This window comes from Paraconexibacter sp., assembly GCF_041602235.1.
GTDB lineage: Bacteria > Actinomycetota > Thermoleophilia > Solirubrobacterales > Solirubrobacteraceae > Paraconexibacter.
This window is the reverse complement of record NZ_JBFIGP010000037.1, coordinates 1-22,525: the sequence shown is the minus strand read 5'-3', so window position 1 is coordinate 22,525 and position 22,525 is coordinate 1. Positions and strand designations below refer to the sequence as shown.

The following is a 22,525-nucleotide window of genomic DNA, read 5'->3' as shown; positions in this document are numbered from 1 at the left end:
TCCCCGCCGGTCGCCTGCGCCATCAGGTCGGCGGTCCGGGCCGCGGTACCGGACGGCGCGTCGAGCTTCCTGTCGTGGTGCAGCTCGATGATCTCGGCGCGGGGCATGTGGCGCGCGGCCTCGGCCGCGAAGCGCATCATCAGCACCGCCCCGATCGCGAAGTTGGGGCAGAACAGGGCGTTGGGCGTGACGCCGTTGGGCGCCTCGCGCCGGCCGTGCTCGCGCAGCGGCTGGAGGTCGAACCCGCTGGTCCCGATCACGACGTGGACCCCGGCCCGCAGGCACGCCAGGGCGTTCGCCGTGGCCGTGTCGGGCCGCGTGAAGTCCACGACGACGTCGACACCACCGAGGATGCTCTCCAGCGGCGTGTCGAGCGCGGGGTCCGCACGGCCCGCCAGGACCATGCCGTCCGCCTCCTCGACCGCGGAGCAGACCGTCGCGCCCATGCGTCCGGCCGCGCCCGCGACCCCCACGCGGATGGCGCTCATGCCGCCTCCGCCAGTTCGGGAGCCACCTCGGCGAGACCGCTGCGGAACACGGACTCGTCGCCGCCCACACCCGCGGCGCTCAGGCGCGACGGATCCAGGAGCTCGGCGGCGAGGGACCGCAGGTCGTCCAGCGTCACGCCGTCGATCCGCTCGATCAGGTCGTCGAGCGACAGCAACGGGAGGTCGGCGAGCACCGCGGAGCCGAGGCGGTTCATCCGCGCGGTGGTCGACTCCAGCGACAGCCCGATCCGTCCCTTGACGTTCTCCTTGGCCCGCTGGAGCTCCTTGTCGGTGGCGGGATCCTCGATCGCGCGCCGCAGCTCGTCGCCGATGACCTTCATCGCCTTCGTGACGTTGTCCGGGCGGGTGCCGACGTACAGGCCGAACTGCCCGGCGTGCGCGTAGGCGGAGGAGAACGTGGAGACCGAGTAGGCGAGCCCGCGCTTCTCCCGCACCTCGACGAACAGCCGCGAGGACGAGCTGCCCCCCAGGATCGTGTCGAGGATCCGCAGGGCGTAGCGGCGGTCGTCGTCCCGGGCGATCCCGTGGGTTCCGAGGCAGAGGTGGTACTGCTCGGTCACCTTGGTGACGAACCGCGCCCGTGCCACCGGAGCGCCCACGGTGGGGACCACCGGGACCGGGGACGGCGTACGGGCAGGTCGGGCCTGCCCCTCCGCGGCCTGGACCATCGCCACGAGCTCGTCGTGCTCGACCGCGCCGGCCGCCGCGATCACGACGTTCGCGGGGGTGTAGCGGTTCGCGTGGAACGCCGCGAGGCCCGTCGCGGGGGTCCCCGACACCACCTCGGCGCGGCCGATGATGGCCCGGCCGAGCGGGTGGTCGCCGAACACCGCGTGCCCGAGCACGTCGAAGACCTTGTCCTGGGGATCGTCCTCGTACATGGCGATCTCCTCGAGCACGATCTCGCGCTCCTGATCCAGCTCCCGCGGGTCGAACCGCGGGCGCCAGACCATGTCGGCCATGACGTCGAAGGCGGGCGCGAGGTGCTGGTCGAGCACCCGCGTGTAGACCGACGTCGTCTCCTTGCCGGTCCCCGCGTTCAGCTCGGCCCCGAACCCGTCGAAGATCTGGTCGATCTCCAGCGACTCGTAGCGCGAGCTGCCGCGGAACAGCATGTGCTCGATGAGGTGGCTGAGCCCGGCCTCGTCGTGCGACTCTCCGGCCGATCCGGTGCCGATCCAGAAGCCCAGGGCAGCGGACCGGACCGAGGGCAGCGCCTCGGTCACGATCCGCACGCCCGAGTCGAGCGTGGTGAGCCGGTGGTCGAACTCGGTCACGCCGGCCGCGGCCTCAGCCGCGGTCGGGATCGCTGTCCGAGCGGCTGCGGTGACGCGGGCGGCCGGAGCCGCGACCCTCGCCGCCGCCGCGCGGACCGCGGTCGCGGTCACGGCCACCGCCGCCGCGCGGGCCGCCGCCGTTGCCGCCGCCGCCGGCACCGGTCGACGCCAGCTCGTCCTTGGACTTCCCGGCGATGTCGGGGTCGTGGGCGAGGCGCAGGCCGATCCGGCCACGCTCGCGGTCGACCTCGACCACCTTGACGTGGATCTCGTCGCCCTTGGTGAGGACGTCCTCGACCGTGTCGACGCGCTGCCCGGGCGAGACGTTGCTGATGTGCAGCAGGCCGTCGGTGCCCTTCGCGAGCTCGATGAACGCGCCGAACGTCGTCGTCTTGACGACCTTGGCGGTCACGAACTCGTCGCCGATCTCGACCTCCTTGGTCATCGAGCGGATCCGGTCGACCAGCGACGCGGCCAGCTCGCCGTTGGCCGAGTAGATCAGCACGGTGCCGTCGTCCTCGACCGTGATCTGCGAGTCGAACTCGTCGCAGAGACCGCGGATGGTCTCGCCACCCTTGCCGATGAGCAGACCGATCTTGTCCTGGTCGATCTTGATCTTCTCGATCCGCGGGGCGAACTGCGACAGCTCCTCGCGCGGCGCGTCGAGGACCTTCGCCATCTGGCCCAGGATGTCCTCGCGGGCCTCCTTGGCCTGGGCGAGCGCGTCGCGCAGGATGTCGAAGGTCACGCCGGTGATCTTGATGTCCATCTGCAGGGCGGTGATGCCCTCCGACGTGCCGGCGACCTTGAAGTCCATGTCGCCGAGGTGATCCTCGACGCCGGCGATGTCGGTGAGGACGGTGTAGTCGTCGCCCTCCTTGATGAGGCCCATGGCGATGCCCGCGACCGGTGCCTTGAGCGGCACGCCCGCGTCCATGAGCGACAGCGAGGACCCGCAGACCGACGCCATCGACGACGAGCCGTTGGACTCGAGGATGTCCGACACGACGCGAATCGTGTACGGGAACTCCTCGATGCTCGGCACGACCGCGGTCAGGGCGCGCTCCGCGAGGGCGCCGTGGCCGATGTCACGGCGCTTGGGGCCGCCCATGCGACCGGCCTCCCCGACCGAGAAGGGCGGGAAGTTGTAGTGGTGCCAGTAGTACTTGTTGGTCTGGAGGCCGAGCGTGTCGAGACGCATCTCCTCCTTCAGCGTGCCAAGGGCGACCACGCTCATGGCCTGCGTCTGGCCGCGCGTGAACAGCGCGGAGCCGTGGGTGCGCGGGAGCGGACCGGCCTCGATCGTGATCGGACGGATCTCCTTCTCCCCGCGGCCGTCGGGACGCTTCTTGTGGACGGCGATCCGCTCGCGGATGATCGACTTCTCGAGCTTCGCGGCCGCGGCCTTCGCGGCGGCACGCTTCTCGGCGTAGTCCTCGGCGGACTCGTCGCCGGCGTGCTCGGCGACGATCTCGTCGATCACGGCCTTCGTGGCGTCCTGACGCTCGATCTTGTCGAAGATCTGCGTCGCCGCATCGAGCTTCTCGCCGTGCGAAGCCTTGACGGCCGCGTACAGCGTCTCGTCGACGCCCTTGGACTCGAAGACGATCTTCTCCTTGCCGGCCTTCTCGGCCAGCTCGCGCTGCGCGGCGCAGATCTTCTTGATCGCGTCGTGGGCGATGTCGAGCGCGTCGAGGATCTCGGCCTCGGGGATCACGTTGGCCCCCGCCTCGACCATCAGGATGGCCTCCTCGGAGCCCGACACGATGAGATCGAGGTCCGATCCACCCTCGTCCTCCAGCGAGGCCTCCGGCGGGTTGATGACGAAGTTTCCGTCGATCTTGCCGATGCGGACGGCCCCGACCGGGAACGGGATCGGGATGTCCGACAGCATGAGGGCCGCCGAGGCGCCGTTCATGGCGAGCACGTCGTAGGGGTGCTCGTGATCGATGCTCATCGGCATGGCGACGAGCTGCGTCTCCCGGTGCCAGCCCTTCGGGAACAGGGGCCGGATGGGCCGGTCGATCATCCGGCAGGTGAGGACGGCCTTCTCCCCCGACCGACCCTCGCGCTTGAAGAACGAGCCGGGGATCTTGCCCGCGGCGTACATGCGCTCCTCGACCTCGACGGTCAGCGGCAGGAAGTCGACGTCGCGCTCCCCGCCGGCGGTGGCGGTGCACAGGACGAGCGTGTCGCCCTGTGTGACGAGAACGGACCCGGAGGCCTGCTTGGCGAGTCGACCGGTCTCGAACGAGATCTCGGTGCCGCCCACCTCGACGGTGACCGTGGTCGCAGCGGTGCTGCTCATATGTGTACTTCCCTCCTGGCGTCGCCCTTCGGTCGGCGCGCCGCGTCTTTGCGTCTCTTGGTTCCGAACCTGGTCAGCCTACCGGAGTGCCTGCAACCAGGCACGATCCGGCGCTCCGGAATGCAGGACATCCCCGGCGAACAGGGTCGGTGTCGCGGTCACTCCGGCCCTCAGGGCCCCGCGCACGTCCTCCTGCACGCGTCCGGCAACCTCCGGGCCGCGCCGGTCGCGCTCGAACTGCTCGACGTCGAGCCCGAGGTCCTCCACGTGCTGCCACAGGTGCGGATCGTCCTGGCGTCCCTGGTCGGCGTACAGGCGGTCGTGCAGCTCCCAGAAGGCGCCCTGGCGGGCCGCGGCCTCGGCGGCGTGGGCCAGCGGTACCGCGCGGGGGTGCTTGGCCTGCAGGGCGAAGTGCCGGAAGCAGACCCGGACGTCGGCCTCCCGCAGACGGGCCCAGGCGACCGCGCACCGCGGGCAGGAGAAGTCCGCGTACACGACGACCAGCGGAGCGTCGGCCGGGCCTCGGAGGTGATCCTCGACCCGCAGAGCCGGGACAGGGGCGCTGCGCAAGTCCGTCATCCAGACCAGCCTAGAGGCCGTAGACACCCACGATGAGGGTCCACACGCTGCGAAAGCGCCAAGTCCTGGACGGCACCCCGGCCGAGGTGTTCCCGTTCTTCGCCGACGCGCGCAACCTCGAGGCGATCACGCCACCGCTCCTGCGGTTCCGCGTCATCACGCCGGGGCCCATCCGGATGGCGGTCGGCACGCTGATCGAGTACCGGTTGCGCGTGCACGGCCTCCCGATCCGGTGGCAGACCCTGATCCAGGACTGGGAGCCGGACGGCCCCAGCCCCCGGTTCGTCGACACGCAGTTGCGGGGCCCCTACGCGCTCTGGCACCACACCCACACGTTCGAGCCGGTGGGCACGACGCGTACCGCGATGACCGACGTCGTCCGGTACGCGGTCGGCTTCGGACCCCTGGGCGAGGTCGCCCACGCGCTGTTCGTGCGGCGGGACGTCGAGGCGATCTTCGCCCACCGAGCGCGCGTCGTGCCCGCGCTGATGGCGCAGGACATCGCCAGGCGCCGAGCGCTCGCGGCCGCCTGACGGACTCAGAACCCCCGCCGCTCCCGGGCGCGGATCATCTCGAGGTGCTCGTCGGCGCGGTGGCGGTGCAGACGGACCGCGTGGACGACCCACAGCGCGATGCACGCGATCACGATGCCGAGGGTGACCGGCGACTCCAGCACGCCGAAACCCGCGAGCACGATGATGCCCGCCGTGAGGGCCAGGAAGCCGATGTCGATGGCGAGCACGAACTGGCTCAGCATCCGGAGGACCGGGTGCCGCTCGGACGGATGCGGGATATGCGCGCTCATGGACCCCAGCGTCGCGGAGCGGCGTCGTGACGGCATCCGCAGGACTCCGCGTTCCGGTGCGGGGAAACCCCGGAGGTCGCTGGGAGGTGCCGTCTACGCGGCGACGGCGTCGAGGCCGTCGAAGATCAGGTTCGCGCCGGGCAGGTCCCCGGGGGAATCCGCGAGGTAGGACCACGCCACGACACCGTCGGGCCCGATCACGACGAGCGCGCGGTTGGTCATGCCGGCGGGCTCGAAGAACGCACCGAACTTGCGGGCGGTCTCGCCCTTGGGCTCGAAGTCCGACAGCATCTCGATGGAGATGCCGAGCTTCTCCTGGAACGCGGACTGCGACCAGGCGGCGTCGGTGGAGACGCCGTACAGCGTGGCGCCCTTCGCCTCGAACTCGTCGAGGACCTCCTGGTAGACCTGGAACTGGTCGTTGCAGACCGGGCTGAACGCGAACGGGTAGAACACCAGGACGACCGTGCGGCCGGCCAGGTCCTCGTGGGTGAACTCGCTGCCGTCGCCGCGCTTGAGCGTGAACTCCGGGACCTCGGTGCCCGGTTCGATGATGCCCATCCGATCGACCTGCGGTGCTACTTGCGGAGGCCGAGTTCCTTGATGAGGGCGCGGTAGCCCTCGAGGTTCGACTTCTCCAGGTACTGGAGGAGCCGGCGGCGCTGTCCGACGAGCATGAGCAGGCCGCGGCGCGAGTGGTGGTCGTGCTTGTGGGTGCGCAGATGCTCCGTGAGGAGGTTGATGCGCTCCGTGAGCAGCGCGACCTGGACGCGGGTGTTCCCCGTGTCCTGCGGGTTCGCGCCGAACTGCTCGACGATCTGCTGCTTGCGCTCGGGGGTCAGGGTGCTCATATGCGGCGAGGGAGGGTAGCAAGCATCAGCGGGCCGCGAAGTCCGCCACCACGCGACGCGCGGCCTCGACGTCGGCGTGCATCTGCTCGACGAGCACGTCCACGGACACGAACCGCTTCTCCCCCCGGAGCCGCTCGAGGAAGGCGATCCGGAGCTCCTGCTCGTAGAGATCGCCCTCGTAGTCGATGAGGAACGCCTCGATGAGCTCTCCCCGGCCGGTGACGAACTGCGGTCGCACGCCGATGTTGGTCGCCGCCGCGTGCCAGGCGCCGTCCGGTGTCCGGATCCGGCACGCGTACACCCCGTGCCCCGGGACGATGTAGCCCTCCGGCGGCACGAGGTTCGCGGTCGGGAAGCCGAGCTCCCGTCCGCGCTTGTCCCCGTGGACCACCGGCCCGTCGAGCACGAACGGCTCGGCCAGGAGGGTGTCGGCGTAGCGCACCGCCCCGCCGGAGATCAGGCCGCGGATGTGGCTGGAGCTCACGATCTCGCCGTCGACCTCCAGGAGCGTCACGACCCGGGTCTCGAACCGGTCGTCGGACCTCAGCAGGGCCGTGTCTCCCTGGGCCTTGTGGCCGAAGCGGAAGTTCTCCCCGACCGAGACGTGCGTGGCCTGGAGCGCGCCGACGAGGACGTCGTCGAGGAACGAGCGCGCGCTGCGGGATGCGAACTCGGCGTCGAACGGGATGACCACCAGCTCCTCGACGCCGAGCGAGGCGACGAGCTCGGCCTTGCGTGCGACGGTCGTCAGCAGCTTCGGGGCGGCCTGAGGGGCCACGACGGAGGACGGGTGCGGGTCGAACGTCAGGACGGTGTCGGCGCCGGCGATCACCTCGCGGTGGCCGCGATGGACGCCGTCGAACGTGCCGACGGCGATCCGCCGCGGACGCGGCTCCACGTCGGGCAGGTGCGTGACCTTCATGCCCGGAAGCCTACGGTGGGCTTCAGCAGGCCGCCGTCCCGGGGCACCGCCACCGCGATCGGCCCCTGGTCGTCGGTCAGGAGGACGTGCTCGCCACCACCCGGGATCTCGCCGGGGACCGGCGCTCCGTGCCCGGCCCGCCGCGCGGACTCGGGATCCAGGTGGAGGCTCGGCAGGACCCTCGCCAGCACGTCGCCGAGCGGGACGATCCGCTCGGGGTCGGCGTCGGCCACGTGGAAGGGGCCGATCGCCGTCCTGCGCAGCTCCAGGCAGTAGGCGTCGCCGAGCTCGAGGATGAGCGACCGGACGTACGTGCCCGACGAGCAGTCGATCGCGAAGCCCGCCGTGTCCCCGCGGCGCCACAGCTGCTCGAACCGCGTCACGGTGACCTCACGTTCCGGCATCTCGACGGCCTCGCCCCGGCGCGCCCGCGCGTAGGCCCGCTCGCCGTCGATCTTGATGGCGGAGTACGCGGGCGGGCGCTGCCGCACCACGCCGGTCGGGAGTGCCGGCGGGTCCGGCGGGACGCGACCCGTCTCGGTGATCTCGCCCTCCGGGTCCCCCGTGGTCGATGTCGCCCCGAGGCGCGCCACGGTCTCGTAGGACTTCGGGAGGCCCATGAGGAACTGCTGTGCCCGCGTGGCTCGCCCGAGCAGCACCAGCAGCAGACCCGTGGCGAAGGGATCCAGCGTGCCGGCGTGTCCCGTGCGGATGCGGTCGTGGGACCGCCGCACGCGCGCGACCACGTCGTGACTCGTCACGCCGGCCGGCTTGTCGTAGAGGATGACGCCGTCCACGGCGTCAGGTGTCGAGCTGCGCCGCGACCTGCTGGCGCAGGAAGTCCACGAGCTGCTCCTCGACCATGGTGGTCGTGAAGCCCGCTGCCTGCCGGTGCCCTCCACCGCCCCCGGCCCGGGCGATGACCGACACGTCGACGGTCCCGTCGGTGGACCGCAGCGAGACCTTCTTGCGCAGCGGCGGGTCGTTGTCCTCGGACAGGATGTCGCGGGCGACTGCCGCGACACGGGTGCCCTGGACGCAGCGGAGGTGGTCGATGATCCCCTCGGAGTAGCTCTCCTCCGCGCCCGCGGCCTCGTAGTCGTCCTTGGTGAGGTGCGTGTACGTCAGCGTCCCGCCGTCGAAGCGCTGGACCCCGGCCAGGCCCCGCCCGAGGAGCGCCAGCTTGCCGAACGGCATCTCCTCGTAGAGCCTGCGGTAGATGGCGTTGACGTCGACCCCGGCGGCGATGAGCTCCGCGGCCATCACGTGGGCGCGGGTGCCGGTGTTCTCGTACATGAACTTGCCCGTGTCCGTGACCAGGCCGACGTAGAGCGCGTCGGCGATCTCCGGGGTCGGGACGACGCCCAGCGCGCGCATCAGGTCCCACACGATCTCGGCCGTGCACGACGCCTCGGGGACGACGAGGTTGACGGTCCCGAAGTGCGTGTTGTCGTGGTGGTGGTCGATGTTCAGGATGTGCGCGTCGTCGCGCTTGACCACGTCGGCGGGATTGCGGTCGATGTTCCCGCAGTCCAGGTAGATCACGGTGCGGTCCTGCAGGTCCGCCGGCGGTGAGGACACGAGGCCCTCGAGCTGGAAGAAGCGGTACTCGTAGGGCAGCGGGAACTCGCCCGCGTCCATGAACATGACCGAGTCCTTGCCGAGCGCGGTCAGGACCCGCTGCATGCCGACGAGCGAGCCGAGCGCGTCCCCGTCCGGGTTCTCGTGGGTGACCAGCACGAACTTGTCCGCCATGCGGATCTCCGCGATGACGCGGTCCCGTTCCGGCTGCACCTGCGCGGGCAGCTCGACCTCGGTGCTCACGTTCCGTCGCTTTCGTCGTCCTCGGACCCCTCGACGTACGGCGCCGGCGGGTCCTTGAGCAGCTCGGCGAGCCGCTCGACGCGGTCCAGCGTGTCGTCGTGGAAGAACTCCAGCTGCGGCGTGTTCTTGATCCGCAGCTGGGCGGCGACCCGCCGCTGGAGGTAGCCGTGCGCCGAGCGCAGCCCATCGAGCGACCGGTCGCGCGTGTCCTGGTCCCCGAGGACGCTCACGTACACGCGAGCGTGCCGCAGGTCCGGGCTCGTCTGCACCTGCGTGACGGTGACGAAGCCGATCCGGGGATCCTTGAGATCCCCGGTCAGCACCTCCGAGAGGACCTCCCGGACGGCCTCGTCGACGCGACGCATGCGGGCCGACGCCATCTAGGCCAGCTCGCGCTCGACCTGCCGTGTCTCGAAGACCTCCAGCTCGTCGCCCTCCCGGACGTCCTGGTAGTTGCGCAGCACGATGCCGCACTCGTAGCCCTGGGTGACCTCGCGCACGTCGTCGTTGAACCGCCGCAGCGTGTCGATCGTCGTCTCGTGGACGACCGTGCCGTCGCGGACCAGCCGCACGCGTGCGCCGCGGGTGACCTTGCCGTCGGTGACGTAGCAGCCGGCGATCGTGCCGACCTTGGAGGCCTTGAACGTCTGGCGGACCTCGACGGTGCCGACGGTCTCCTCCACCTCCATGGCGTCCAGGAGACCCTCCATGGCGTCGCGGAGCTCGTCCAGGGCCTTGTAGATCACCGAGTAGTTGCGGATCTCCACGCCCTCGCGGTCGGCGACGCCGCGAGCGTCCCCGACGGGACGGACGTTGAAGCCCAGGACGATCGCGTCGGAGGCGGCGGCCAGCATCACGTCGGACTCGGTGATGCCACCGACGCCGGACAGGATGACGTTGACCTGGACCTCCTCGTGCGGGAGCTTCGCGATCTCGTCCTCGAAGGCCTCCAGCGAGCCCGACACGTCGGCCTTGAGCACCAGGTTGAGCTCCTTGAGCTCGCTGCTGCGCGCCTTCTTGAAGACGTCGTCGAGACTGACCTTGCGGCCGGAGCGGCGGGCGAGCGCCTCCGTCTTGAGCCGCACGGCACGCTCGTTGCTGATGCGGCGGGCCTCGCGCTCGCCCTCGACGACGCGGCACAGCTCGCCGGCGGAGGGAACGCCATCGAAGCCGAGGATCTCGACCGGATCGCCGGGCCCGGCCGACTGGATGCGGGCGCCGTGGTAGTCGTTCATCGCCCGCACCTTGCCCCACACGGGCCCCGCGACGACGGCATCGCCGATGGACAGCGTGCCGCGCTGCAGCAGGACGGTCGCCACGGGCCCACGGCCCGGGTCGAGCTTGGACTCGATGACCACGCCGGACGCCTCGGTGTCGGCGTTGGCGCGCAGTTCCTCGACCTCGGCCATCACCAGGATGGTGTCGAGCAGGTCGTCGAGGCCGGTGTGCGTCTTGGCCGACACGTCCACGAACTCGATGTCGCCGCCCCACTCGACGGGCTGGAGGTTGTGCTGGGTCATCTCCGTGCGTACACGGGTCGGGTCCGCGCCCTCCTTGTCCATCTTGTTGACCGCGACGAGGATCGGCACCTCGGCCGCCATCGCGTGGTCGATCGCCTCGAGGGTCTGCGGCTTCACGCCGTCGTCCGCCGCGACCACGATGACCGCGATGTCGGTGACCTTCGCGCCGCGCGCACGCATGGCGGTGAACGCCTCGTGACCCGGCGTGTCCAGGAACGTCACGACCTTGTCGGTGTGATGCACCTGGTAGGCGCCGATGTGCTGCGTGATGCCGCCGGCCTCGCCGGCGACGATGTCGGCCTCGCGGATGGCGTCGAGCAGCGAGGTCTTGCCGTGGTCGACGTGACCCATGATCGTGACGACCGGCGGGCGCTCCTGGAGCTCCGCGTCGCTGTCGTCGTAGGCGGGCGCCTCCTCGTCGGCGTCGCCGACGTGCACGATCTCGATCTTCTTCTCGAACTCGTCGGCGATCACCTGGATCGCCTCGTCGGCGAGGGTCTGCGTGAGCGTGGCCATCTCACCCAGGGTCATCAGCTTCTTGATGACCTCGGGGACGGGCACGCCCAGGTACTCGGCGACCTCCTTGACGGAGGACCCCGAGTTGATCTTGACGAGATCGGTCGCCGTCTGGGCGGTCTCGTCCAGCGGGCGGACGGTGTCGTCGTAGGTCCCGCGACGGCGGCGACCGCGGCGCTGACGGCGCGGCGGGCCCTGTCCGGGGCCGCCGGGGCCACCCGGGCCGCCGGGACCGCGTCGGGCGGCCTGCGAGTCGATGACGACGCGCCTGCGACCGCCGGGACCGGTGGTGCCGGGGAGGTTCTTGGACTCGTCGCGCTTGGGCTTCTTGGGCGGTTCGGGGAGCGCGAGGATCTTCGGACCGGCACCCGGTGCGGGCTTCTCGCCCACCGCCGGCGCTGCGGCCTCGGTCTTCTCCTTGGGCCGGACGGGCTGCGTCGGGGCGTCGCCCTTGGGGCGGACGGGGGCCGACGGGGTGGCCGAGGCGGCGACCTGCGCCGGTGCCTCGTCGGACGGCACGGCCTCCGTGGAGGCGGCCGCCACCGCGGGCGCCGACTCCGGCGCGGCCGGAGCGTCGGCGGTGGGCGCCTCGGCGGCCGGGGCGACCGGCTGCGCGGGCACCTCGGGCTCGGGGGTCGCCGGTGCCTCGGGCGCCGGGGGCGCGACGGCCTCCGGGGGCGCAGGGGTCGGCTCGACGGGCGGGGCCGGCTCCGGCTCCGGGTCCGGCTCGGGGTCCGGCATCGACGCGAGGATCTTCGGTCCGCGGATCGGCTCGGGCTTGGGAGCCTGGCGCGGGGCCTCGGGCTCCGCAGGGGACTCCAGGGTCGGCTCGGCCTCCGCGACGGGATCGGGGGTGGGCTCCGGCTCCGGGGTGGGCTCGGGCTCCGCGACGGGTTCGGGGGTGGGCTCGGGCTCCGGCTCCGGGGTGGGCTCGGGCTCCGGCTCGGGCTCCGGCGGCGGGGGCGGCGGGCCCATGATGCGCAGGACGTGGCGGTCCTCGACGGTCGACTGTGCCGCCCGCACGGCGATGCCGCCGCCGGACAGCTTCTCAATGACCTCTTTCGAGGTCATGCCGCGCTCCTGCGCGATTTCGAACACACGTCTCTTGGCCATCAGTCGATCGATTCTACGAGGTCGGAGGGAATGGCCACCGCCTGACGCAATGCGCGCGGGAGCGCACGGCGCCGGATGGCCTGGTCCAGGCAGGGCCGACCGCACACGTACGCGCCCCGTCCGGGGAGCCTACGGGAACGGTCGACGACCACGGACCCGCGGTGCGCGGCGAGGCGCACGAGGTCGGTCTGGGGACGCGCCGCACGACAGCCGACGCAGGTTCTCGTCGGGCGCGCGTCTAGGACGGAGATCCCTCGCCCTCGGGCGCGGGCGTCGTCTCGGCCAGCGGTTCCTCGGCGGGCTCGGACGGCGGGGCCGTCTGCTCCTCCGGGTCCTCGGCCGCGACGGGCTCCTCGGCCGTCTCGGCCGCGGGCTCCTCGGCGGGCTGCTCCGCGGCGGGCTGCTCGGTGGCCGCGACCGCAGGCTCCGGGTCGGCGGGCACCTCGGCGCTGGGGACCTCGCCCTCCGCCGCCGCGGTGTCGTCGGCCGCACCGTCGTCGCCGCTCGTCGGCTCGCCGGACTCGCCGTCGCCGGACTCGGGGCCGTCCTCGGCGACGACCGGCTCACCGGCGGCGAGCAGATCGGCGTGCGCCGCCTCCGCCTGCACGACGATCGCGGCGACGTCGTCCTGAGACTTGTCGGGATCCGACAGGGCGGTGATCTCGTCGTCCGTGAGGCCGGTGAGCACCGCGACCGACGAGGTCGTAAAGCGCGACAGCGCCTGGTGCATCGGCAGGCCGCAGTACGGCGATCCGCCGAGCGCGGCGTTCGGGCAGCGACGGCCGTTGGTGAGCACCGCGGCGCACCGTCCCCCGGCCTCCTGCTGCTCCTCGAAGCCGGGCTCGTCGGCGACGTTGGCGAAATCGGTCTCGGAGCGGATGTCGATCCGCCAGCCCGTCAAGCGAGCGGCGAGACGCGCGTTCTGGCCCTCGCGGCCGATCGCGAGCGAGAGCTGGTCGTCGGGCACGATGACCGTGGCCTGACGGGCCTCGTCGTCGACGATGACCTCGCGGACGCGGGCCGGCGACAGGGCCTTGGCGACGAACCGGGCGGGCTCGTCGTTGTAGGGGATGATGTCGATCTTCTCGCCACGCAGCTCGGACACCACCATGCGCACGCGCGAGCCACGCGGGCCGACGCAGGCGCCGACCGGGTCGACCCCGTCGGCGTGCGACACGACGGCGATCTTGGACCGGTACCCGGGCTCCCGCGCGACGCCGGCGATCTCCACCAGGCCGTCGGCGATCTCGGGGACCTCGAGCTCGAACAGGGCCTTGATCAGATCCGCATCGCGACGCGACACGATGATCGAGGGGCCCTTGGTCGAGTTGGAGACCTCCTTGATGACGGCCTTGACGCGCTGGTTGTGCTCGTAGCGCTCGCCGTCGACCTGCTCGCTCTTGGGCAGCAGCGCCTCGACGCGCTCGCGCAGCTGGATGAGGGTGTACCGGGAGTCCTTCTGCTGGACGATGCCGGTGACGAGCTCGCCGACCCGGTCGCGGTACTCCTCGAACATCATGTCGCGCTCGGCCTCGCGGATCCGCTGCAGGATCACCTGCTTGGCGGTCTGGGCGGCGATGCGTCCGAAGTCCTCGGGAGTGTCGTCGACCTCGCGGATCTGATCGCGGAACTGCTCGAACTTCGCGGCGTCGATCTCGGGGTCGGCCGGCTCGACGCGCTCACCGGTCTCGGGGTCGATGTACGACTCCTCCTCGACCGTCTGCACGAGCAGCTCCTGCTCGAGGTCCTTGGGGATGCGGTACCGCATCACGATGAAGTCGCCCGTCTCCGGGTCGACGTCGACGCGGGCGTACCGCGCCGCACCGGGGAGCTTCTTGTAGGCCGAGAGGAGCGCGTCCTCCAGGGCGACCATGAGCTTCTCATCCGAGATGTTCTTCTCGGCGGCAAGGCCGCGCATGGCCTCGATGATCTCGCGCGACATTCGCTACTCCTCCACGAGGTTCGATCGGTGGATCTCGACGTACGGGATGGCGACGACCCCGGTCTCGGCGGCGATGGTGACCTCACGTTCATCGGCGCCGACCAGCTCGCCGGTGAAACTGCGATGACCGTCGCGCGCTTCGCGGGTCCGTACCCGGGCCCTGCGGCCCAGGAAACGCCGGAAGTGCGCGGGCTTGCTCAGAGGTCGTTCCCGTCCGGGCGACGACACCTCAAGCGCGTACCGCTCACGCACGTCCTCCAACGCAAGCGTGACCCGCTCGCACAGGTCCAGCGACACCCCGTCGGGGTGATCGATGAACAGACGCAGGATGCCTCCGGAGACGACCTCGGCGAGCAGAACCTCGACATCGGGTGCGGCCGACGCGAGCGTCGTCTCCACCTCTGTCTGGATGTCCTGGGCCACCTGCGATCCTCCTCCGGAAACGAAAGAAAGTGGGCGGGCGCCCACTTTCTGCACTGCCACCGGCTCGCGGGCCGGCCAACGAAAGCTGTCGCACGAAGATACCACCATGGACGCCGTTCCTGCTGACTCCACGACGCGCTTGCAGGCCGAGGTGCAGGCGCTCCTGCGCGCCCTGGACGCCGATCACCGCCGCGTCGCCGCCGACGAATGGGGGCTCTCCGTGGAGTGCTCGGGCTGGCCGCTGCACATCGGGCTGGCCGTGCGCGGTGGTCTCCTGCGCGTGCAGGCCGAGGTGCTCGGGCCGGGACGGCTGGCGCCCGAGAAGCTCCTGCACCGCAACCGCCTGGGTGTCCTGGTGCGCTTCGCGCACACCCGGGCCGGCGCGGTGTGGCTGCAGGGCGAGCTCCCGGCCGCAGCCGTCGACGCGACGGAGCTCGATCGGTTGCTCGGCGTGCTGATGGAGGCGGCGAGCTGGGCGCGTCAGGCGGCGGCCGAGGACCCGGCGTCGCCGCCGGCGTGACGGCGCGCCTGGTCGCGGTAGCGGCGGTAGTCGTCCCGCTCCGGGCGCAGCTGGGCGGCGAGCGCGAGCGGCCGGCGTGCCTCGCCGTGGCGCCCGCACAGCTGCAGCGACCGACCGAGGCAGAAGAGCGCGTAGTCGTTGGTGGGTGCGTGCTCGGCGACGGCCGCGAACTCGGCAGCCGCCTCGCCGAAGCGACGGGCGCCGAACAGGGCCCGTCCGAGTGCCTCGTGGATCGAGTCCTCGCCGGGAGCGAGATCCCGCGCGCGGGTCAGGGGCACGGCCGCCGCGTGGTAGTCGCCGTCTTCGAGGAGGCGTGAGCCGTTGCGAAAGAGCGAGTAGACGTCATCCATGAACGACGACCAAGTCTACGCCGGTTCCCGGCGGTCGCTCCCGGGGCGTCGGGTCCGCCACCGGAACGCCAGGCGGGGGCGCGGCGGCAGCGCGCGCCAGGCGCGCACGCGTCCGAGCGGTCCGAGACCCTCCCCGAGCGCCCGGCGCAGCGCAGCGCGGCCGTCGGGTCCGGCCCCGCGGTCCGGCCCCCCTCCCTGGGCGTAGCGTCGCTGCCGCACCGCGCGCACGTAGGCGTCGGCTCCGGGCTCGTGCGCCACCTGGCGCTCGATGGCGCGCAGCGTGGTCCCGGGCTTCGGCGTCCTTCCCGTCAGCGCCAGCGCGCGCACGAGCTCGAGCAACTCGGGGTCGGTGGCGGTCAGGTCCCGCGACCGGCGGCGGCGACGGCGTCGCACGAGGACTCCGGCCGCCAGCAACGTGACCACAACGGCGAGGACCACGGGCAGCACGGACGTCGATCCGCCCTGCTGCGGGACACCGGGCGGCTCGGGAGCGGCCCCGATGCCCGGGTCGGTCTGCCGGTCGCCGGCCCCCAGCCCGGGATCGCCGCTGCCGCCGGAGGCCTCCGTGGCCGAAGGGTCCAGCGCGACGTCGACGAGCTGCGCGCGAGGTGGTGCTCCCGCCGGGGTGGGGTCGAAGGCGACCCAGCCCTGCCCGGGGAAGTACACCTCGACCCACGAGTGCGCGTCGATGTCCCGCACCACCCATTCCCCGCGCGACTGGTCGTAGCTGCCGGAGGTGAAGCCGCTGGCCACCCGGGCCGGCACCCCGCCCATCCGGAGCAGCAGCGCCATCGCGCCGGAGAACTGCTGGCAGTACCCGAGCCGGTCCTCGAAGAGGAACGCGTCCAGCGGGACCGCCGCGGCCGGGGGCGTCTCGGAGTACTCGGCCCCGCGCCGGACGCGCGCCCGCACCGCGCGCACGAACTCGTAGGGCGTCGTGGAGGCGCTCTTCAAGCGCTGGGCGAGCCGGTAGGCACGGCCGTAGACCGAGCGGGCGACGCGGTCCTCCCCGTCGAGGGCCGGCAGCCCCTGCTCGGGAAGCGCGTACGTCGGCGCCTCGACGCCCCAGAAGGGGAAGACGATCTGGCGGGGGCCGTCGTCGCCCGCGGGAGCCGCCGCGGCGCCGCCTGGCGCGGGGATGGTCATCGTCAGGTTCTGCCGGGTGACGGCGGGGAAGTCCGTCCCGGCATCCCGCAGCTCCGCGGGCTCCGGGCGCGGGACGTACACCGTCGCCGAGTAGGCGTCGCCCCGCTGCAGCTCGGTCTGCCCCGTCCGCCAGGTGCCGGACGTGGCCCCTGCGCGCACCAACCGCGGGGACTCCCGGACGCCGAGGGTCGTGCCCGCTCCGATGTACTCGGTCGAGCGAAGGTTGCGCACCACCACCTGGAGGCGGTCGCGGTAGTCGGGGTCCGGCGCGAACTCGGTGTCCACCCGGCCGTCCCCGGTCCCCGGGCGCTCCTGCCAGGCGCGCCCGTCGAACTCCGAGAGCACGGCCGCCTTCCAGTAGGTGCTCCGCTGTGCCTTCACGCGGAGGACCTCGCGCCCGTCCCTCGGCCACTGCAGGGGGCCGTAGCCGTGCGACCAGTCGAAGCGCGTGCTGTTGGCGGGGCTCAGCGCGTCCGTCACGAGCTGCTCGTAGTCGAGCAGCGGACGCCGGCCGTCGAGGCTCGGTGCCGCGAGGAGCGCCACGAGCAGGCAGCCGCCGGCGAGCGCGACCCCGAGGCGGGCCTGGTCGGGCCGCAGCCGGTCGGCCCACAGGAACGCGGCGAGCAGGGCAGCGAACACCGCGCCCGACAGGAACGGGCTCTCCGGCGACCGCTCGACGACCGGGACGGCGTACAGGACGCCGAGCAGGGTCGCGGCGGCGAGCGGCCGTCCGGCGGCGCGCCGGGTGGGCGCGAAGGCCAGCCATGCCGACAGGGTCACCAGGAGGCTGCCGCCCAGGACGATGACGACGCGGATCCACTCGTCCAGACCGCGGTACGGGACGCGGACGCCCGGAAGTCCTCCGAGTCCCTGACCGATGCCGGTCACCATCACGTCCCAGCGGTCGGGCAGCAGCAGCCGCACCTCGATGCCGCTGGTCGCCAGCGCGAGCAGCGCCGCAACCACGACGAGCCCGTCGACGGCCGCCGTACCCGCCCGACCGCGCAGACGTCGTGCCCCGGCGAGCCCCGCGACGACCACGAGACCCGCGATCACGGATCCCCACGCGGCGCCGCGGGACGCGGGATCGACCTGTACGGCCCAGGCGTGCGCCCCGAACAGCGCGAGTGCGCTCCACGTCACCAGGCGCAGGAGCGTCGCCCGCGGCGTCAGCGTGGTGCCGGCACCCGCGTCGGTGCGGGTGGGCGCCGCAGGCGCACGCTCGAGGGCCGGTGGTGGCGGGGACGGTGCGACGGCCATCAGGCGGCCCCCGTCCGGGCGACGCGGGACGCGGTGAGCTCGTGCCCGGCGCACCCGGCGACGGTGAAGACCGGACGGACGGCGCGAAGCCGGTCCGGCACCACGAGGACGCGTCCCCCACCCGGAGCATGTCGCAGGGTCCGGGGGGCGGCGGCGATCCGTCGCGCGGAGACGTACACCAGCGGTCCGAGCCGCGCCGCGACCGCTCCGAGCGCGGGCGGCTCGGTCCCGCCGACGAGCGCGAGCCGAGCGTGCAGCCGGGGCCAGCCGCTGAGGGTGGGTCCGATGAGCGTCGGTCGGCGATCCCCCGGCAGCACCAGCAGGCACCCGCCGGCCCGCGCGAGGTGCACCGCCAGCGACGCGGTGGCGCGCACGGCGGCGTCGAGATCCCGGGCGCCACTCGGTCCGTCCTCGACGCGGGGGTCGAGCAGCACCAGCGGCAGCCGGTCGCCGTCGGCGTGCAGGCGTCGCTCCTGCGGCTCCGCCAGTCGGGCGATGGACGGCCAGTGGATCCGTGAGGCGGGCGTGCCCGGCCGCAGCGGCCCGAGACCCTCCAGCTCGACCTCGGCCAGCGTCGGCTGCCGGCGACGGGCCAGACCGAGTCCCAGGCCGTCACCGCCCCCGACGACGACGTGCACCGGCTCGATCCGGGGAAGGACGAGCACCTCGTGCGACTGCCCGCCGCGGACGACACGCGAGATCAGACCGAACGGGTCCCGGACCACGACCCGCGGCGCCTCGAGCCGCCGCCGGCCGCGGCGGGAGAACCGCACGGCGATCCGGACCCGCGTCCGGCGGTGTCCGGTGGCGAGCGGCGCAGGACTGCCGAGCAGCGGGTCCTCGAGCACGCCGGTCGGCAGCGGCATCCGGCCCGCGGTGACCTCCTCGACGATCTGCAGCGGGGCGTCCTCGAGAACGCGGGTCTCCCCCACGCGTCGCTGGACGGTGATGCCACGGGCGCCCAGCAGCACCCACGAGGACGTCACCAGGGCGAGGAGCGTGAACGCGACACCCGGGACGTACAGCGGCTCGGCGTCCAGTGCGGCCGCCACGAGCAGCAGCGCGGCGCCGAGCGCGAACGTCCCGATCGCGGGGCGGCTCGTGCTCCCGGCGGCGTTCTGCGCGCGGGACACCGATGTCCCTCAGAGCGCAGGCGTTCGCGCCAGGACGTCGCGCACGACGTCGGTACCGCTGGCGTCCAGCACCTCGGGCACCAGGACCAGCCGGTGGGCCAGGACGACGTCGGCGAGCGCCTGCACGTCGTCCGGCAGGGCGTGGTCGCGGCCGTGCAGCAGGGCACGGGCCTTCGCGGCGCGAAGCAGGAGGAGACCGGCTCTCGGGCTCGCCCCGAGCTCGACCCGCTCGTCGTCCCGCGTGCGCTGCAGCAGCGCGACCACGTAGGCCCGCAGGGCGTCGGAGGTGTGGACGCGGCGCGCGAGGTCCTGCGCCGCGAGCACGTCGCCCGCGCCGCCGGAGGAGTCGCCCACGTCCACACGGTCGCCGACCTCGTGGGCGCGGAGCATCGCCGCCTCCGACGCGGGATCCGGATAGCCGAGCGACAGCCGCATCATGAAGCGGTCGACCTGCGCCTCCGGGAGCGGGTAGGTCCCTTCGAACTCGATCGGGTTCTGGGTCGCCAGCACCACGAAGGGACGCGCGAGCTCGTGGGTGTGCACGTCGACCGTCACCCGGCGCTCCTGCATGCACTCCAGGAGCCCGGACTGCGTCTTGGGGCTCGCGCGGTTCACCTCGTCGACGATGACCACGTTCGCGAAGATCGGCCCGGGCCGGAACTCGAAGCGGTCCTCGCGCCGGTTGTAGACGTTGGTCCCCACGACATCGGAGGGCAGCAGGTCCGCGGTGCACTGGATGCGCGCGAACTCCAGCCCCACCGCGCGGGCCAGGGCGCGCGCCAGGGTCGTCTTGCCGACGCCCGGCAGGTCCTCGACCAGGACGTGCCCTTCGGCGACGAGCGCGACCAGCAGGTCCTCCAGGATCTCGGGGCGGACCTCCGCCACGCCTCGGACGGACGCGGTGACCCGGCGACCGAGCGTGACCGCACGCTCGATCTCCTCCGCTCGGAGCGGCAACCGCGCGGTGCCGCCGAGCTGCTCGGTCATCCCGGAGTCCGGGCCGCGAGGGAGGTCGGTTCTCGGATCTGGTCCACCGTGTCGAGGATCGCCGCCGCGATCAGGGTCTTGTCCGACTTGCCGACGGCGACCTGGGTGTCGGCCAGCACGATCGTCACCTCGTTCTCGGCGGTGTCGAAGCCGATGTCGGCGCGCGAGATGTCGTTGACGACGACGGCGTCCAGGCCCTTGCGCTCGAGCTTGTCGCGCCCGTAGGCGACCGCGTCCTGACCGTGCTCGGCGGCGAAGCCGACCAGGGTCTGATCGTCCCGGCGGGTGGCCGACAGGCTCGAGAGCACGTCCACCGTGGCCTCCATCTGCACGGTGAGCTCGTCGCGACCGGTCTTCTTGATCTTGTGGTCCGCTGCGGAGGCCGGACGGAAGTCGGCGACGGCGGCGGCCATCAGCAGCACGTCGGTGCCCGGGAAGGCGACGGCACAGGCGTCGTGGAGCTCCGCGGCGGTCTCGACGTCGATGTAGGTCACACCGGGGGTACGGGGCAACGCCACGTTCGCGACCACCACCGTGACCTCGGCCCCGCGTCGCGCCGCCTCGTCCGCCAGCGCGAACCCCATCCGCCCGGACGAGCGGTTGCCGACGTAGCGGACGCTGTCGATCGGCTCGCGCGTCCCGCCCGCCGTCACGAGCACGCGCAGTCCGTCCCACGGGCCGGCGGCCGCCGTGGCCGGCGACTCGGCCAGGACCGCCTCCACGGTGCCCAGCAGATCGATGGGCTCCGCGAGCCGGCCGATCCCCCACTCGTGCTTGCTGCCGAGCGCCCCGGTGCCGGGGTCCACGACGCGCACGCCGCGCTCGCGCAGGACGCGGAGGTTGTCCCGCGTGGCGGCGTGGTCGTACATCGCGTTGTTCATCGCCGGAGCGACGACCACCGGACAGGTGGCCGCGAGTGCCGCCGAGGTCAGCAGGTTGTCGGCCAGGCCATGGGCGAGCTTGGCGATCGTGTTCGCGCTGGCCGGCGCGATCAGGAACACGTCCGCGTTGCGGACCAGTTCCAGATGGCTGAGCGGATCGTGCTCGGGCGGAGCCTGATCCGGAAAGGCTCCGCGCGCCGGGTCGCGCTCCCACTCGGTGACCAGCACCGGCGCGCCGGTGAGCGCCGCGAACGACGCTGCTCCGACGAACTCCTGCGCCGCCTCCGTCTGGACGGCGCGCACCACGTGCCCGGCCTTCGTGGCGAGGCGGACGAACTCGAGCGCCTTGTAGGCGGCGACGGAACCGCTGACACCGAGAAGGATCCGGGCCATCGCGTGACGCTCCCGCGGCCGTCCGCGCGTCTGCTCCTAGCGGTACTGGTACTTGACCTTGCCCTGAGCGACCTCTTCGAGGGCGATCGTCAGGTAGTTCTTGGAGCTGCTGTCCACCATCGGGGGCGGGAACTCGTCGAACGTCCCCTCGCCGAGGTTGTGGTAGTACGAGTTGATCTGCCGCGCGCGCTTGGCGGCGACGACCACTGACGCGTAGTTCGAGTCCACGTTCTCGAGCAGCGTGTCGATGCGAGGGTTGATCATCCGACGAGTGTAGCGGCGGGTGGGTGTCGCCGCGCCCGGCCTCAGGCGGACAGGCTGGTGCAGACGATCTGCTGCAGCTCCGTGATGGCGTCCTCGAGCCGGTCGTTCTCCACCACGTGCGCGAACTCCGCCTGGGCCGCCAGCTCCTCGTCGGCCACGCGCAGCCGGCGCTCGATCTCCTCCTCGGGGTCGGTCCCCCGGCCCACGAGGCGGTTGCGCAGCACCTCGGCCGACGGCGGCGCGATGAAGATGCGGACCGCGTCCGGCAGCGTGTCGCGGACCTGACGGGCCCCCTGCACCTCGATCTCCAGCACGACGGGGATCCCGGCGCCCGTGCGCTTGTCGAGCTCCGACCGCAGCGTGCCGTACCGCCGGCCCGAGTACTCGGCCCACTCGACGAAGTCGCCCTCGTCGATGCGACGGTCGAACTCCCCGTCGGTCAGGAAGTGGTAGTCGACACCGGGCTGCTCGCCTGCCCTCGGGGTCCGGGTCGTCGCCGACACGGACAGCTCCAGGTCCGGGACGCGGTCCAGGAGCTGGCGGATCAACGTGCCCTTGCCGACGCCGGAGGGGCCTGTGATGACGAAGACGCGGGACATGTGCGGGCGGTCAGGGTAGTGGTCGGGTCGGTCGTCGTCGGTTCGAGGTGTCGTGGGGGTGGCCCGGCGGCGGCGGTCGGTGCGCTGCGCTCCCGCGTGGGCGCCTGCGGCGCGCACAAGGTCGCTCCGCACACCGACCCCCGCCCCCGCTCGCCGACGTCGCCGAGGACACGGCACCCACCCCACAAGCATCGGGAAGCGAAGCTGAGCCGGGGTGCCGCAGGATGTCTCAGCGAGCCCGCGACGGGTCGGGCTCAGCCAGGAGCAAACAAGCGCCGTGGCCCGGGCCGACCACGCTGGTCGGCGCAGCGACCTTGTGCGCGCGCGGAGCGCGCTCACGCGAGAGCGGAGCCGGCCGGCGGGGTCGGCCCGGACGGACGGTCGCGACGCGCGGAGCGCGCTC

At 72.4% G+C, this 22,525-nt stretch carries 24 protein-coding genes; 2 read left to right on the top strand and 22 right to left on the bottom strand.

Annotation, left to right across the window (positions count from 1 at the left end):
• From ABYE80_RS05220 to ABYE80_RS05205, 4 genes are all read right to left on the bottom strand, one after another.
• Window positions 1-488, bottom strand: a 488-nt coding sequence (locus tag ABYE80_RS05220; protein WP_372789201.1) for a 4-hydroxy-tetrahydrodipicolinate reductase, incomplete at its 3' end; no start/stop codon positions are given.
• Window positions 485-1,786: a M16 family metallopeptidase gene (locus ABYE80_RS05215; protein ID WP_372789200.1), complete on the bottom strand. Its 1,302-nt coding sequence runs from the start codon at window positions 1,784-1,786 to the stop codon at window positions 485-487. The genes ABYE80_RS05215 and ABYE80_RS05220, both read right to left, overlap by 4 nt.
• A gap of 13 nt (window positions 1,787-1,799) precedes the next feature.
• Entirely contained in the window at window positions 1,800-4,094 is a 2,295-nt protein-coding gene (locus tag ABYE80_RS05210; RefSeq protein WP_372789199.1) for a polyribonucleotide nucleotidyltransferase, read from the bottom strand.
• A gap of 78 nt (window positions 4,095-4,172) precedes the next feature.
• Entirely contained in the window at window positions 4,173-4,673 is a 501-nt protein-coding gene (locus tag ABYE80_RS05205) for a DsbA family protein (RefSeq protein WP_372789198.1), read from the bottom strand.
• A gap of 32 nt (window positions 4,674-4,705) precedes the next feature.
• Between ABYE80_RS05205 and ABYE80_RS05200 the strand changes: the two genes are divergently transcribed.
• A complete protein-coding gene (locus ABYE80_RS05200) occupies window positions 4,706-5,206 on the top strand; it encodes an SRPBCC family protein (protein WP_372789197.1) in 501 nt (166 codons plus the stop codon).
• A 5-nt stretch (window positions 5,207-5,211) separates the two neighbouring features.
• Here the strand turns inward: ABYE80_RS05200 and ABYE80_RS05195 are convergent, their stop codons facing one another.
• The 11 genes from ABYE80_RS05195 to rimP form a co-directional block, all read right to left on the bottom strand.
• Window positions 5,212-5,478, bottom strand: a complete 267-nt coding sequence (locus ABYE80_RS05195) for a hypothetical protein (RefSeq protein WP_372789196.1) — start codon at window positions 5,476-5,478, stop codon at window positions 5,212-5,214.
• 93 nt (window positions 5,479-5,571) lie between these two features.
• Window positions 5,572-6,039, bottom strand: a complete 468-nt coding sequence (locus ABYE80_RS05190) for a redoxin domain-containing protein (protein ID WP_372789195.1) — start codon at window positions 6,037-6,039, stop codon at window positions 5,572-5,574.
• A 17-nt stretch (window positions 6,040-6,056) separates the two neighbouring features.
• Window positions 6,057-6,329, bottom strand: coding sequence for a 30S ribosomal protein S15 (gene rpsO / locus ABYE80_RS05185; RefSeq protein WP_372789194.1), 273 nt, complete (start codon window positions 6,327-6,329; stop codon window positions 6,057-6,059).
• A 25-nt stretch (window positions 6,330-6,354) separates the two neighbouring features.
• Complete coding sequence (locus ABYE80_RS05180) at window positions 6,355-7,251, bottom strand: bifunctional riboflavin kinase/FAD synthetase (protein ID WP_372789193.1); 897 nt, start codon at window positions 7,249-7,251, stop codon at window positions 6,355-6,357.
• Window positions 7,248-8,048, bottom strand: a complete 801-nt coding sequence (gene truB / locus ABYE80_RS05175; protein ID WP_372789192.1) for a tRNA pseudouridine(55) synthase TruB — start codon at window positions 8,046-8,048, stop codon at window positions 7,248-7,250. The genes ABYE80_RS05180 and truB overlap by 4 nt, the downstream gene beginning before the upstream one ends.
• Before the next feature lie 4 nt (window positions 8,049-8,052).
• Entirely contained in the window at window positions 8,053-9,075 is a 1,023-nt protein-coding gene (locus ABYE80_RS05170; RefSeq protein WP_372789191.1) for a bifunctional oligoribonuclease/PAP phosphatase NrnA, read from the bottom strand.
• Window positions 9,072-9,455: a 30S ribosome-binding factor RbfA gene (gene rbfA, locus ABYE80_RS05165; RefSeq protein WP_372789190.1), complete on the bottom strand. Its 384-nt coding sequence runs from the start codon at window positions 9,453-9,455 to the stop codon at window positions 9,072-9,074. Before rbfA ends, ABYE80_RS05170 begins: the two co-directional genes overlap by 4 nt.
• Complete coding sequence (gene infB / locus ABYE80_RS05160) at window positions 9,456-12,224, bottom strand: translation initiation factor IF-2 (RefSeq protein ID WP_372789189.1); 2,769 nt, start codon at window positions 12,222-12,224, stop codon at window positions 9,456-9,458. It abuts the gene before it with no gap.
• Window positions 12,224-12,475, bottom strand: a complete 252-nt coding sequence (locus ABYE80_RS05155; RefSeq protein ID WP_372789202.1) for a YlxR family protein — start codon at window positions 12,473-12,475, stop codon at window positions 12,224-12,226. The genes infB and ABYE80_RS05155 overlap by 1 nt, the downstream gene beginning before the upstream one ends.
• A complete protein-coding gene (nusA, locus tag ABYE80_RS05150) occupies window positions 12,463-14,166 on the bottom strand; it encodes a transcription termination factor NusA (protein WP_372789188.1) in 1,704 nt (567 codons plus the stop codon). The genes ABYE80_RS05155 and nusA overlap by 13 nt, the downstream gene beginning before the upstream one ends.
• Before the next feature lie 3 nt (window positions 14,167-14,169).
• The gene (rimP, locus tag ABYE80_RS05145; RefSeq protein WP_372789187.1) at window positions 14,170-14,589 is read right to left on the bottom strand and encodes a ribosome maturation factor RimP; all 420 of its coding nucleotides are present in this window, start codon (window positions 14,587-14,589) and stop codon (window positions 14,170-14,172) included.
• 106 nt (window positions 14,590-14,695) lie between these two features.
• On the opposite strand from rimP, the gene ABYE80_RS05140 reads away from it, so the two are divergent.
• A complete protein-coding gene (locus ABYE80_RS05140; RefSeq protein WP_372789186.1) occupies window positions 14,696-15,109 on the top strand; it encodes a hypothetical protein in 414 nt (137 codons plus the stop codon).
• Here the strand turns inward: ABYE80_RS05140 and ABYE80_RS05135 are convergent.
• Genes ABYE80_RS05135 through gmk form a run of 7 tightly spaced genes read right to left on the bottom strand, consistent with a single transcriptional unit; the run spans window position 15,070 to window position 22,122 of the window.
• Complete coding sequence (locus ABYE80_RS05135; RefSeq protein ID WP_372789185.1) at window positions 15,070-15,459, bottom strand: tetratricopeptide repeat protein; 390 nt, start codon at window positions 15,457-15,459, stop codon at window positions 15,070-15,072. The genes ABYE80_RS05140 and ABYE80_RS05135 overlap by 40 nt on opposite strands.
• Window positions 15,460-15,474: 15 nt before the next feature.
• Complete coding sequence (locus ABYE80_RS05130; RefSeq protein WP_372789184.1) at window positions 15,475-17,865, bottom strand: transglutaminase domain-containing protein; 2,391 nt, start codon at window positions 17,863-17,865, stop codon at window positions 15,475-15,477.
• Complete coding sequence (locus ABYE80_RS05125; protein ID WP_372789183.1) at window positions 17,865-18,998, bottom strand: DUF58 domain-containing protein; 1,134 nt, start codon at window positions 18,996-18,998, stop codon at window positions 17,865-17,867. Before ABYE80_RS05125 ends, ABYE80_RS05130 begins: the two co-directional genes overlap by 1 nt.
• Before the next feature lie 9 nt (window positions 18,999-19,007).
• A complete protein-coding gene (locus tag ABYE80_RS05120) occupies window positions 19,008-19,985 on the bottom strand; it encodes an AAA family ATPase (protein ID WP_372789182.1) in 978 nt (325 codons plus the stop codon).
• The gene (coaBC, locus tag ABYE80_RS05115) at window positions 19,982-21,259 is read right to left on the bottom strand and encodes a bifunctional phosphopantothenoylcysteine decarboxylase/phosphopantothenate--cysteine ligase CoaBC (RefSeq protein ID WP_372789181.1); all 1,278 of its coding nucleotides are present in this window, start codon (window positions 21,257-21,259) and stop codon (window positions 19,982-19,984) included. The genes ABYE80_RS05120 and coaBC overlap by 4 nt, the downstream gene beginning before the upstream one ends.
• Window positions 21,260-21,295: 36 nt before the next feature.
• A complete protein-coding gene (gene rpoZ, locus ABYE80_RS05110; RefSeq protein ID WP_372789180.1) occupies window positions 21,296-21,523 on the bottom strand; it encodes a DNA-directed RNA polymerase subunit omega in 228 nt (75 codons plus the stop codon).
• A gap of 41 nt (window positions 21,524-21,564) precedes the next feature.
• Entirely contained in the window at window positions 21,565-22,122 is a 558-nt protein-coding gene (gmk, locus tag ABYE80_RS05105) for a guanylate kinase (RefSeq protein ID WP_372789179.1), read from the bottom strand.
• Window positions 22,123-22,525 lie beyond the last annotated feature (403 nt).

Bases quoted from the DNA above. Each gene is read 5' to 3' on its own strand.
- rpsO (WP_372789194.1), bottom strand. From the start codon at position 6,329: ATGAGCACCCTGACCCCCGAGCGCAAGCAGCAGATCGTCGAGCAGTTC.
- ABYE80_RS05190 (WP_372789195.1), bottom strand. From the start codon at position 6,039: ATGGGCATCATCGAACCGGGCACCGAGGTCCCGGAGTTCACGCTCAAG.
- rbfA (WP_372789190.1), bottom strand. From the start codon at position 9,455: ATGGCGTCGGCCCGCATGCGTCGCGTCGACGAGGCCGTCCGGGAGGTC.
- ABYE80_RS05210 (WP_372789199.1), bottom strand. From the start codon at position 4,094: ATGAGCAGCACCGCTGCGACCACGGTCACCGTCGAGGTGGGCGGCACC.
- gmk (WP_372789179.1), bottom strand. From the start codon at position 22,122: ATGTCCCGCGTCTTCGTCATCACAGGCCCCTCCGGCGTCGGCAAGGGC.
- ABYE80_RS05130 (WP_372789184.1), bottom strand. From the start codon at position 17,865: ATGGCCGTCGCACCGTCCCCGCCACCACCGGCCCTCGAGCGTGCGCCT.
- ABYE80_RS05180 (WP_372789193.1), bottom strand. From the start codon at position 7,251: ATGAAGGTCACGCACCTGCCCGACGTGGAGCCGCGTCCGCGGCGGATC.
- ABYE80_RS05140 (WP_372789186.1), top strand. From the start codon at position 14,696: ATGGACGCCGTTCCTGCTGACTCCACGACGCGCTTGCAGGCCGAGGTG.
- ABYE80_RS05200 (WP_372789197.1), top strand. From the start codon at position 4,706: ATGAGGGTCCACACGCTGCGAAAGCGCCAAGTCCTGGACGGCACCCCG.
- ABYE80_RS05135 (WP_372789185.1), bottom strand. From the start codon at position 15,459: ATGGATGACGTCTACTCGCTCTTTCGCAACGGCTCACGCCTCCTCGAA.
- ABYE80_RS05205 (WP_372789198.1), bottom strand. From the start codon at position 4,673: ATGACGGACTTGCGCAGCGCCCCTGTCCCGGCTCTGCGGGTCGAGGAT.
- coaBC (WP_372789181.1), bottom strand. From the start codon at position 21,259: ATGGCCCGGATCCTTCTCGGTGTCAGCGGTTCCGTCGCCGCCTACAAG.
- ABYE80_RS05120 (WP_372789182.1), bottom strand. From the start codon at position 19,985: ATGACCGAGCAGCTCGGCGGCACCGCGCGGTTGCCGCTCCGAGCGGAG.
- nusA (WP_372789188.1), bottom strand. From the start codon at position 14,166: ATGTCGCGCGAGATCATCGAGGCCATGCGCGGCCTTGCCGCCGAGAAG.
- infB (WP_372789189.1), bottom strand. From the start codon at position 12,224: ATGGCCAAGAGACGTGTGTTCGAAATCGCGCAGGAGCGCGGCATGACC.
- rpoZ (WP_372789180.1), bottom strand. From the start codon at position 21,523: ATGATCAACCCTCGCATCGACACGCTGCTCGAGAACGTGGACTCGAAC.
- ABYE80_RS05195 (WP_372789196.1), bottom strand. From the start codon at position 5,478: ATGAGCGCGCATATCCCGCATCCGTCCGAGCGGCACCCGGTCCTCCGG.